At 37.5% G+C, this 10409-nt stretch carries 8 protein-coding genes; 7 read left to right on the top strand and 1 reads right to left on the bottom strand.

The window, feature by feature from the left end:
- The first annotated feature begins 267 nt into the window (after positions 1-267).
- From rsmH to SGJ10_14075, 4 genes are all read left to right on the top strand, one after another.
- A complete protein-coding gene (gene rsmH, locus SGJ10_14090) occupies positions 268-1320 on the top strand; it encodes a 16S rRNA (cytosine(1402)-N(4))-methyltransferase RsmH (protein ID MDZ4759253.1) in 1053 nt (350 codons plus the stop codon).
- Positions 1321-1809: 489 nt separating this feature from the next.
- Positions 1810-2502 (top strand): hypothetical protein, encoded by a 693-nt coding sequence (locus SGJ10_14085; GenBank protein MDZ4759252.1) that lies wholly within the window; start codon positions 1810-1812, stop codon positions 2500-2502.
- A gap of 23 nt (positions 2503-2525) precedes the next feature.
- Positions 2526-2840: a hypothetical protein gene (locus SGJ10_14080; protein ID MDZ4759251.1), complete on the top strand. Its 315-nt coding sequence runs from the start codon at positions 2526-2528 to the stop codon at positions 2838-2840.
- 569 nt (positions 2841-3409) lie between these two features.
- On the top strand, positions 3410-4618 hold the full coding sequence (locus SGJ10_14075; protein ID MDZ4759250.1) for an FtsX-like permease family protein: 1209 nt from the start codon (positions 3410-3412) through the stop codon (positions 4616-4618).
- 97 nt (positions 4619-4715) lie between these two features.
- Here the strand turns inward: SGJ10_14075 and SGJ10_14070 are convergent, their stop codons facing one another.
- The gene (locus tag SGJ10_14070) at positions 4716-7157 is read right to left on the bottom strand and encodes a M1 family metallopeptidase (GenBank protein MDZ4759249.1); all 2442 of its coding nucleotides are present in this window, start codon (positions 7155-7157) and stop codon (positions 4716-4718) included.
- 126 nt (positions 7158-7283) lie between these two features.
- On the opposite strand from SGJ10_14070, the gene sucD reads away from it, so the two are divergent.
- From sucD to lpxK, 3 genes are all read left to right on the top strand, one after another.
- Positions 7284-8165, top strand: coding sequence for a succinate--CoA ligase subunit alpha (gene sucD / locus SGJ10_14065; GenBank protein ID MDZ4759248.1), 882 nt, complete (start codon positions 7284-7286; stop codon positions 8163-8165).
- Positions 8166-8211: 46 nt separating this feature from the next.
- The gene (locus SGJ10_14060) at positions 8212-9006 is read left to right on the top strand and encodes an enoyl-CoA hydratase-related protein (protein MDZ4759247.1); all 795 of its coding nucleotides are present in this window, start codon (positions 8212-8214) and stop codon (positions 9004-9006) included.
- Between the two features lie 98 nt (positions 9007-9104).
- Positions 9105-10118 carry a tetraacyldisaccharide 4'-kinase gene (gene lpxK / locus SGJ10_14055; protein MDZ4759246.1) on the top strand — a complete coding sequence of 338 codons (1014 nt, stop codon included), beginning with the start codon at positions 9105-9107 and terminating at the stop codon, positions 10116-10118.
- Positions 10119-10409: the final 291 nt, after the last annotated feature.

Raw genomic sequence — 10409 nt, 5'->3', positions numbered from 1 at the left:
TAATTATCGGGATGCGGGGGGGTTAGCCCCTTTCTTTTGCACTATTATGTATTGAGTGTCGGTATTAGAATGATAATGCCTAACTACATCCCGAAAGCCTCGCTTAATCCCGATAATTATCGGGATGCGGGGGGATTAGTCCTCTTTTTTTGGACTATTATATATTGAGCTTCGGTATAAGAAGCTCAAAACCCATAAAAAATCTGTCCCAAATATATTTTAATCGGAAAACTTTGGTGCTTTTAATTACCTTCGTGTTAAACAAATATGGAAGACGAAGAACCAAAACATCAGCGACGAGAACGATATCAGGGCACACATCCCAAAACATTCAAAGAAAAATATAAAGAACAGCAACCTGAACTTTATGCTGAAGATATTAAAAAAGTATTGGAGCAAGGGCGAACACCAGCAGGTATGCATCGTTCTATTTGTGTTGAAGAAATTATGGGTATTCTTAAAATTGTGCCCGGCCAAATTGGACTCGATGCCACTTTAGGTTATGGGGGTCATAGTTTAGAAATATTGAAATGCTTGCTTCCTGGTGGGAGATTATATGCTACCGATGTTGACCCATTTGAATTGCCACGCACCAAAGAACGTTTGGCTAGTTATGGTTATGGCGAAGGTGTATCAGTCATTAAACAAATGAATTTTTCAGAGATTGATCAAATAGTTTCTGAATCAGGTTTGCTCGATTTTGTATTGGCCGATTTGGGGGTTTCATCGATGCAAATTGATAATCCAGAAAGAGGATTTTCATTTAAGACAGAAGGCCCTTTAGATTTAAGACTTAATCCGCATCGAGGTAAATCGGCGTCAGCATTATTAAAAACTATTACACTACATAGATTAGCTGAAATATTAGTGGAAAACGCAGATGAACCTTTTTACGAACCTATTGCTACCGCTATTATAACTAATATTGCAAAGGGTATTATAATAACAACCACCACGCAGTTGAAAAATATAATTACAGAAGCTTTGGAATCAATTCCCGAACAACAACTTAACAAGGATGAAATAAAGAAATCGTGTCAACGTTGTTTTCAGGCATTGCGAATAGAAGTGAATAATGAGTTTGATGTATTAGATGAATTCCTCCACAAACTACCAGAATCATTAAAACCAGGAGGTCGTGTTGCTATACTTTCATTCCATTCAGGAGAAGACCGCAGAGTAAAAAAAGCATTTCAATATTTATTTAGAGCGGGTATATATAGTTCCGTTGCACCAGATCCAATTCGAGCTTCAAAAGAAGAATGTTTTACCAATCCGCGTGCTCGTTCGGCCAAGTTGCGGTGGGCGATAAAGGCGTAGGCTAACTCTTAACATTTGGAAAGTTTGAAAATATTTGCCCGCTAAAATTTCTCAGAACTTATTTTTGTGCAACCCTAAAACTCTTAAAGCATTTCTTATTATAATACCAATTCTTAAACTAAAATAGTTCTCAGCCTGTGGCGGATTTAGTTTTTAGAATGGTAATGCCGAACTACATCCCGAAAGCATTCGGGATTAGTACCTTTCTTTTGGACTATTATATATTGAGAGTCGGTATTACATAAACTTGGAGAGAAACTTCGAAGCTATGCCTTGCTTCATGTTCGTCGTTGCCATATCCATATAAGTCGACGGCAGGAGAATACAATAGATGGACATTCTCTTCAATAAAAGTAAATAAAGACAATTTAACGGAAACACTCTGAGAAGGGAATTTTTCTTCTAAAATAATTTTAGCCATATTATTAAAACGAAAAGTTCAGCAGTTTAGCTTAAAAAAACGAAAACATTCTTGTCTTATCTTTGCCCATGCAGTTATTAAAGTTGAAAAGCAATTATCTGATTTGGATATTATTACTTTTATCCTCAAATGTATATAGTCAAGATTCCAATAAAGTTATTAGAACAACACCAATACCTATTGCCATCAAATGGGTGGATAGCATCGCAGGTAATTTTTCGTTCAGGAATGAATGGAGTTATCCCCTCGGAGTGGAGTTGAAAAAAGATGGAAAGGCAGGTTGTGCTGATGGAGGTTTTTGTCCGCAAGATTGTTATGATATGATGGACAAAGAAGGTATGGTTAAGAAAAAATACAGTTCAAAATCTTATCAATTACTTGACACCTCACATCTGCCGTATTCTATGCAATGCGAAGCTTGGTGCTATGAATGGGCAGGCACAAATTATGTGGAAGTACATCGCAAAAGTGCAGATAGTATATATTGTTTTACTACGTGCGGTATTGCTACGCATTGTAGTTTGGAGCTGTATATAGTAAATGATACTTGTTATGCATCTATTGATTTGAATAGTATACGCAGTGGTTGTTGTACAAATTTTTATTCAACAGATGGCTATATAACCATTGATAGAAAACTATGGGATGAAGGAATTATGAAAGCCGAATTTAGTTTTAATTTCGATTATAAAAATCCGCGAAAGGATTGGCCTATGTACTGGAAAGGGAAGGTGTATTCGAAGATAGAGGGTAGCCTTTAACTGAAAAAAATATATAAAATACGATGGATTATCAAACCTATATAGATATGGCCAGGGAAGAAATTATCGATCCATCGCTAGCTATTACTAAACAATACTTAGAAATAAATGAAGTTTTATTTGAAGGCGGTTTACCCAAAGTTCATTTTATTGATGCCGATGAAATAGGTTTTGTATATATATATATCCCAATCAAAGACGAAAAATATTTTCTAACTATTAGTTTAACAAAACAACCGCAGTTTCTATTCATTTTGTTTGGATTACATCATCTAATAAAGTTTATTTTACTGCAACTTCGCACGAATTATCATACAATGAACTTTATCAAATACTAACTCTAAAACCAACAAGTGGTTGGTCAAAAGAAGATAGAAGAGGAGATGATATACATGGTTTTAGTAGAATCAATTTTGGGCCAATAACAAATGTATGTCCGCCTTTAAATAAGCAGTTACTATTATTAATTACAGAGCTAGGGCAAAATATTGAAGGTGTGAAATCTCTTTCACTCAGTGCTAATGCGTATATTTCTGTGCACCAATATCAACCATTATCAGGAAATGCTGGAATGAATTTCGATATTGAATTAATTAATCGATTGTCAAATTTAAATCTTGGAATTGACATATACACTTATATAGTTGGCGAAGGATTAAAAGATGATAATTAATTCCTAATTCATCAGTCGGGCATATATCTACTCAAGTCCGATAGCTATCGGACACAAGCACACTTTTGTGCATTTTGTCATCCCTAGGAAGGAGGGATCTGCAAGGTCAGAACTTAATGCACTGCTATTGGAAACAGCAGATTTCTCCTTCGTTGACATGACAAATATATTTAGCATTCCGTACTGAGTACATAAATGCCGTAATTCATATTTCAATCCTATTATCTTTGCCCCGTGCAACTCTCACTATTCATATCTCGCCGCTATCTATTCTCGAAGCGTAACCGCAATGCAGTTAATATAATCAGCTTTGTTAGTGTGATTGCTTTTGCAGTGAGTACCGCGGCATTGGTGGTGGTATTATCAGTATTCAATGGTTTTGAGAATGTGATAGACGGTTTATATAATACTTTTGATCCCGACCTGAAAGTATTGCCCGCCAAAGGCAAATCATTTGAAATCCCTGCTGAAAAACTTGCCCAATTAAAACAATATAACAATATAGCCGCAGTTGCCTGTGTGTTCGAAGAGAATGCATTGGTTCGTTATGGCGAGCGGCAAACAGTAGCCCAACTAAAAGGAGTTGATAATAACTTTTTCAAGACTTCAAATATTGCCCAAGCTATTACTATAGGCGATACCAATTGGACGCATTTTAAATCGTTTGCTATTATGGGCAGGGGATTATCATACTTGCTGGGCGGTGTAAATTTATTCAATAATAAATCAATGCGTATTATAGCTCCACAACCCGGCAGCGACCCTTCGGATATGAATATGGAATCTCTAAACCAAGAAGAAATTTTTCCTACCCATGAGTTTGCCATACAAAAAGAAATTGATGGACGAGCAATGGTATTGCCTTTAGCTGTTGTAAATAAATTATTCAATAATGAAGGCCGACTTACACAATTAGAAATTGCATTAAATTCTGCAAACAATGAACAGACGATTGCTGATATACAAAAAATATTGGGCAATAATTATATTATACAAAATCGCAGGCAGCAACACCAGTTATTAAACAAAGTAATGAATGGCGAAAAAATGTTCAGCTATGTTATTATGATGTTTATATTATTGGTAGGTTCTTTTAATCTCATTGCCATGCTCGTGATGCTTATTATGGAAAAGCGTGGACATATAGAAACGCTTAAATATATGGGCGGAAGCAAACGCTTTATTAGAAGTATATTCTTTGGCCACGGCATGATGGTGGCTTGCTTGGGTTGCTTTACTGGACTAGTTTTAGGTTTTGCTATATGCTGGCTGCAACAACAATATGGTTTTATTACCTTGGGCGATGCAGAAACAATGGTGATAAATGTATATCCTGTCGAAATGCGTTTGCCCGATTTCTTATATGTTGCTTTTACTTCTGTTGCTATTGGCGGATTGGCTTCATGGTATGCAAGTGGGAAGGCTATAGGCAGTGCTCAGTAAACAGTGGTCAGTGGTCAGTGGCTGACGCCGAAATGGCACTAATTACTAACTACTGTTTACTACCCGCCGCGGCGGGCTGTTTACTGACTACTGTTTACTAATAGTTTACTCCTTTATCCTTCAAAACCTTCCTTTCACCATCAAGTAACTTTTTATATACATCAACTATAATAACTTTGTAAGCTTTTTGTTGAGCGAAATAATCAAGTACTTCTTTTGCTGGGCCGCCCAAACGACCATTCCATGATGAAGCGGCATTGAGCAAATGACCTACTACTTCTTCATTGCACAAATCGATTGCTTTAAGTGCATTGAATGCATTGATGCGTGTGCGAAATTCGAAGTGTGATGAAGCCATACTTATTAATGCTTGCATTTTCGATTTATCACCACTTCTATATAATAGTTCTAGTCGTTTTATTAATATACCATTTCCTGTGCCTGTATCGGTTGATTTTACCAACCAACTTTGTACATCTCTTGGAGAATATATATATAGTTTTTCTAATAAACTTTCTTGCATATTATATGATGAATCACTAATCAGATTTAAAAATAAATCGAAACAACCACCAGGGATATTTGCTGTATTTGTTATAATACTTTTGCGAACATCGATACTTGGGTCACTCAATGCTTTTGTATAATTCTCTCTGGTTTGCATGGTAGTACTTACAAACAGTTGTGTCCATGCTTCACTGCGTAGGGCATGGAAACTTTCTTTATTAATAGTCTGCATCAATATATCTTTCTTTTTATCTAATGCTATATCTTTCATAGCAGCCAAAGCTTCGTAACGGTCTATCATATTTGGCCCCATTTCTAGCTGTGCTTTTAGTTCTTCAAAAGTTCTATTATAAGTTACTTGTTTCAATATTTGATTATTCACATCGAATATTACAAAAGCTACCTGTTTCCCATTTGTATTTGCAAAAGATACATTTGTTTGGCTCCCTTCTACCCATGGTTTTTGTTCATCGAAAGTTCCATCACTATAATATACTCTTATTACAATAGGCATTTTAAAATAACCTATCACTTCATTCACTTCCTGGATTTGTTTAATGGCAACATTGGTTACTTTGGCACCACTATTATTTGCAATGGCCGACCATGATATATTATAATGTGGTTCACCTCCCCTATTAGCCCATTCATCAAAAAACCAATCCAAGTTTTTACCCAATACATCATGTATCGCTACTTGCAAATCGTAGGTTTCTACATTGCCATAAGCATGCTTCTTTAGATAATGAGCAGTCATTCTACGATACTCTTCATTGCCCAAAACATAACGCAACATATCTAATACAAGCGAACCTTTTTGGTAAACCCTGGCTGTTCCACCACCTGTATGTGCCACAGGATTATTATTCGATTTGGATGCATCCAATGCACTATTCATTTCTACTTTACGCATCCACTGGAAATAATCTTCACCGTAAAGTTTGCGTTGAAAATATTTTGGATAATGCGTAGCATAACTTTCCTGCAGCCATTGGTGGGCATAATTGCGGGCAGTTACATAATCGCCAAACCATTGATGCGTGAATTCATGCATGTTCACATTTATATAGTTTCTATCATTGAACGATTTGCCATCAACAAAAAAGAAATCACCAAAAATAGTGGCGGTGGTATTTTCCATAGCACCATATAAAAAGTCTTGCACCATCACTTGGCTATAACTTTCCCAAGGATAAGCGGTCATTAATTCTTCTTCCATAAAATCCACCATTTGCTCTGTATAACAAGCGGTATAAGGAACCCTATTTGCAAACTCAGGATAATACCAAAAATTAACAGGTGTTCCTTTCGCCGATTTGCCTTTCTTCACCGCAAACTCACCAATGCCCAGCATCACCAAATAAGTAGGATGCGGATGACTCATCTTATAATGCCAAGTAATGGTATTGTCTTTATTGTCTTTTTTTGATTGTAATACACCGTTACTCAACACTTGATATTTTTTATCAAACGTTATAATAGTTTCGGTAACGGTTTTGTCATTGGGTTCATCGTAACAAGGAATCCAGTTGCGGTTATCTGTCCCTTGGCCTTGTGTCCATATTTGTTTGCGAACATAGCCCCATTCGTTTTTGTGTTGGTCGGTAGTTTCATCATTCCAACCAATAAAATATAAACCTCTGGTAGGTCTCGCTATATAATTAATTTCTAAAGTATATGTAAAATCCCAAGTAAGTGCAGGCGAAAAATATAAAGTCACACCTTTGTCGCTTGTTTTCACTTTTCCTTGTTGCCCTACCATTTTAAATTCTTTAATCTCGATGCCCGGAGCATCCAAAAATATTGAGTCCACGCTCTTTTGCAAAGACATAAACTGGTGCGTTACTTTGCCAATAACTTCACCTTTGCCGCAATCGAATTTCAAATCAATAATAGTATGCTTCATATCCACTGGATGTTCCCTAGGAGCTGCGGTTTCTTTAAGATAACTTTTGTAAGTACCAATCGTTTGGGCATTAGTAGTAATAGTAAAGCAAAGTATTATTGCCACCGAGAATATCGCTTTTTTCATTGATTTGATTTTGCTGCAAAAATGCAGGAACAAACTCATATCGCAACAATTGATTTTTTGCTTTGCCAAAACACTTTGCAGCCCTTAAATTGCAGCACTTTTATAATAGACCAAACAAAACAGAAAATGAGCGTTTTAGTAAACAAAAATTCCAAAGTAATAGTGCAGGGTTTCACAGGTAGCGAAGGAACATTCCATGCCACACAAATGATTGACTATGGCACACAAGTAGTTGGCGGCGTTACACCCGGCAAAGGCGGAACCACGCATTTGGACAAACCTGTGTTCAATACCGTGGCCGATGCAGTGGCCCAAACCAATGCCAATGTTTCTATCATATTTGTACCTCCAGCTTTTGCTGCCGATGCGATAATGGAAGCTGCCGATGCAGGGATTAAAGTAATAGTTTGTATTACTGAGGGAATTCCGACACAAGATATGATAACCGCCAAAAATTATTTGAACGGAAAAGATTGTAGGCTGATAGGTCCAAACTGTCCCGGTATTATAACTCCCGAAGAAGCTAAAGTGGGTATTATGCCCGGCTTTGTTTTCAAAAAAGGGAATATCGGTATTGTATCAAAATCGGGAACTTTAACTTATGAAGCCGCCGACCAAATAGTGAAGCAAGGCATGGGAATTAGCACTGCTATAGGAATTGGCGGAGACCCCGTGATAGGAACGACCACCAAAGAAGCTGTGCAAATGCTGATGGAAGACCCCGAAACCATTGGCATAGTTATGATTGGTGAAATAGGTGGATCGATGGAAGCCGATGCTGCCAAGTGGATTAAAGAAAACGGGACCAAACCAGTAGTAGGTTTCATTGCTGGGCAAACAGCTCCTCCTGGTCGCCGTATGGGTCATGCCGGTGCCATAGTGGGTGGAGCCGATGATACCGCTGCTGCCAAAATGAAAATAATGGCCGAGTGCGGCATCAATGTGGTGGAATCGCCTGCCAATATTGGTGTGATGATGGTGAAAGCCTTAGCCAATGTTCCTGCATAAATATTATAATACTTTTAAAAACTAAAAAAACACATATCCAATCCCTATGTACCAAAATTTATTAACCGAGGTAAGCGAAGGCATTCTTACCATCACTATTAACAGAGAACCAAAACTCAACGCACTCACCATCGAAACCATTCGCGAAATATATAATGCCGTAAATGCTGCCCAGTCAAACGACGAAGTGGCAGGTATTATAATAACAGGTGCTGGCCCTAAAGCATTTGTTGCAGGTGCTGACATATCAGAATTTGCTAACTTTACGGTGGAGCAAGGAACACACATGGCACAGAATGGCCACAAAGTTTTCAATGCCATCGAAAATAGTTCTAAGCCTGTAGTGGCTGCTATCAACGGCTTTGCTTTAGGTGGCGGTTGCGAATTGGCTATGGCTTGCCATATAAGAGTTGCTGCCGAAAATGCGAAGTTTGGCCAGCCAGAAGTTAATTTGGGAATTATACCCGGTTATGCAGGCACCCAACGCTTAGCACAATTGGTAGGAAAAGGAAAAGCATTAGAATTACTAATGACTGCCGATGTAATAGGTGCTGCCGAAGCACAAACATTGGGTTTGGTAAATCATGTAGTGGCTGCCGATCAATTGCTTGCCAAATGCCACGAAATTTTGGGCAAAATAAAAAGCAAATCGCCTATGGCTATTGCCAAAGTGATAGACTGCGTAAATACCCAATACCGCAAAGACAAACCTGGCTTCGACAGAGAAGTGGAATTATTCGGCCAATGTTTTTCTACCGAAGATTTTAAAGAAGGCACTACCGCCTTTATAGAAAAACGCAAACCTTCCTTCACCAAAGTGAATGATGTTCTTAGTCATTAATTCGATTCCGTCATTACGAGGCTTCCGAAGCAATCTCGACCAATATAACGAGATTGCTTCGTGCCTCACAATGACGGAATAAATTCGCAGCCTTGCTTATGAAAAAGCTGCGAATACTATTATATCCTTTCTCGGTTTTATACCACCTCATTACAGCAATACGCAATAAGCTGTTCGATGTTGGCATACTCTCACAAAAAAAATTCGATATTCCTATTATAGGTGTGGGCAACCTCAACACAGGTGGCACGGGCAAAACTCCGCATACGGCTTATATAGCCAAACTATTACAATCGCAAAACTATAAAGTAGCTACGCTAAGCCGCGGTTACGGCCGCAAAAGCAAAGGTTATATATTAGCTACTAAAAAAATCAGTGCCGAAACTTTGGGCGATGAGCCATACGAACTCTATCATAGTTTAAAAAATACACATGTAGCCGTTTGCGAAAATCGTATTACAGGAATTGAACAATTACAAAAAACTATACAGCCAGATATTATCATACTCGATGATAATATCCAGCACCGATATGTAAAACCTAGTTTTCAAATCCTCCTCACTACTTATGATAGGCTTTTTTATAACGATTATATACTCCCCGCTGGCAACCTGCGTGAAAGCCGCAATGGAGCAAGCAGAGCCAATGCTATTATCATAACCAAATGCCCTGAAGGATTAACTGAAGCTGAAAAAGAAAAATTAAAAACTTCATTATATAAATACAGTAAAGCTCCTGTTTTTTTTAGTACATATATATATGGTGAATTAAAATATAACAATACACAAACAACCACAAAAGATATTATACTACTAACAGGCATTGCAAATACAGAATATCTTAAAACATATATACAAAAACACTATCATATAATAGAACATCTTAAGTACCCCGATCATTATAATTATACCCAACAAGAAATAAATACTTGGCGTGAAAAATATCAAACTGCATTTGCTAATGGATCTATTATAATAACTACTGCCAAAGATGCTGCACGTTTGCAGGCACTTAATACAACAGACTTACCTATTGCGGTTTTGCCTGTAGAGGTTGATTTTGGCGAGGATGGAAAGGAGTTTGGAGAGTTGCTGATGCGACATTATAAATAAGTCATTTATAACACCAGCCTTGGACAAAGTTTCGAGCCAAATAAGGAGTAGTAATAGAGCGAAAATATTTAGTTTTATTTGGCGTCATATTTCCCAATCCAATTGCCTATTGTAAAGTGGAATCCTACATTAATAAACCAGTTATCCTTAATTTGTGGAAGTTATTTTGAAAGTCTTATACCAATTCTTAACCTAAAATAGTTCTCCGCCTGTGGCGGATTTGGTTTGTAGAATGGTAATGCCGAACTACATCCCGAAAGCCCCGCTTAATCCCGATAATTATCGGGATGC

The organism is Bacteroidota bacterium (genome assembly GCA_034439655.1).
Taxonomy (GTDB): domain Bacteria; phylum Bacteroidota; class Bacteroidia; order UKL13-3; family UKL13-3; genus CANJUD01.
Note: the sequence above shows the minus strand (reverse complement) of the source record. Positions and strands in the feature narration are given on the sequence as shown.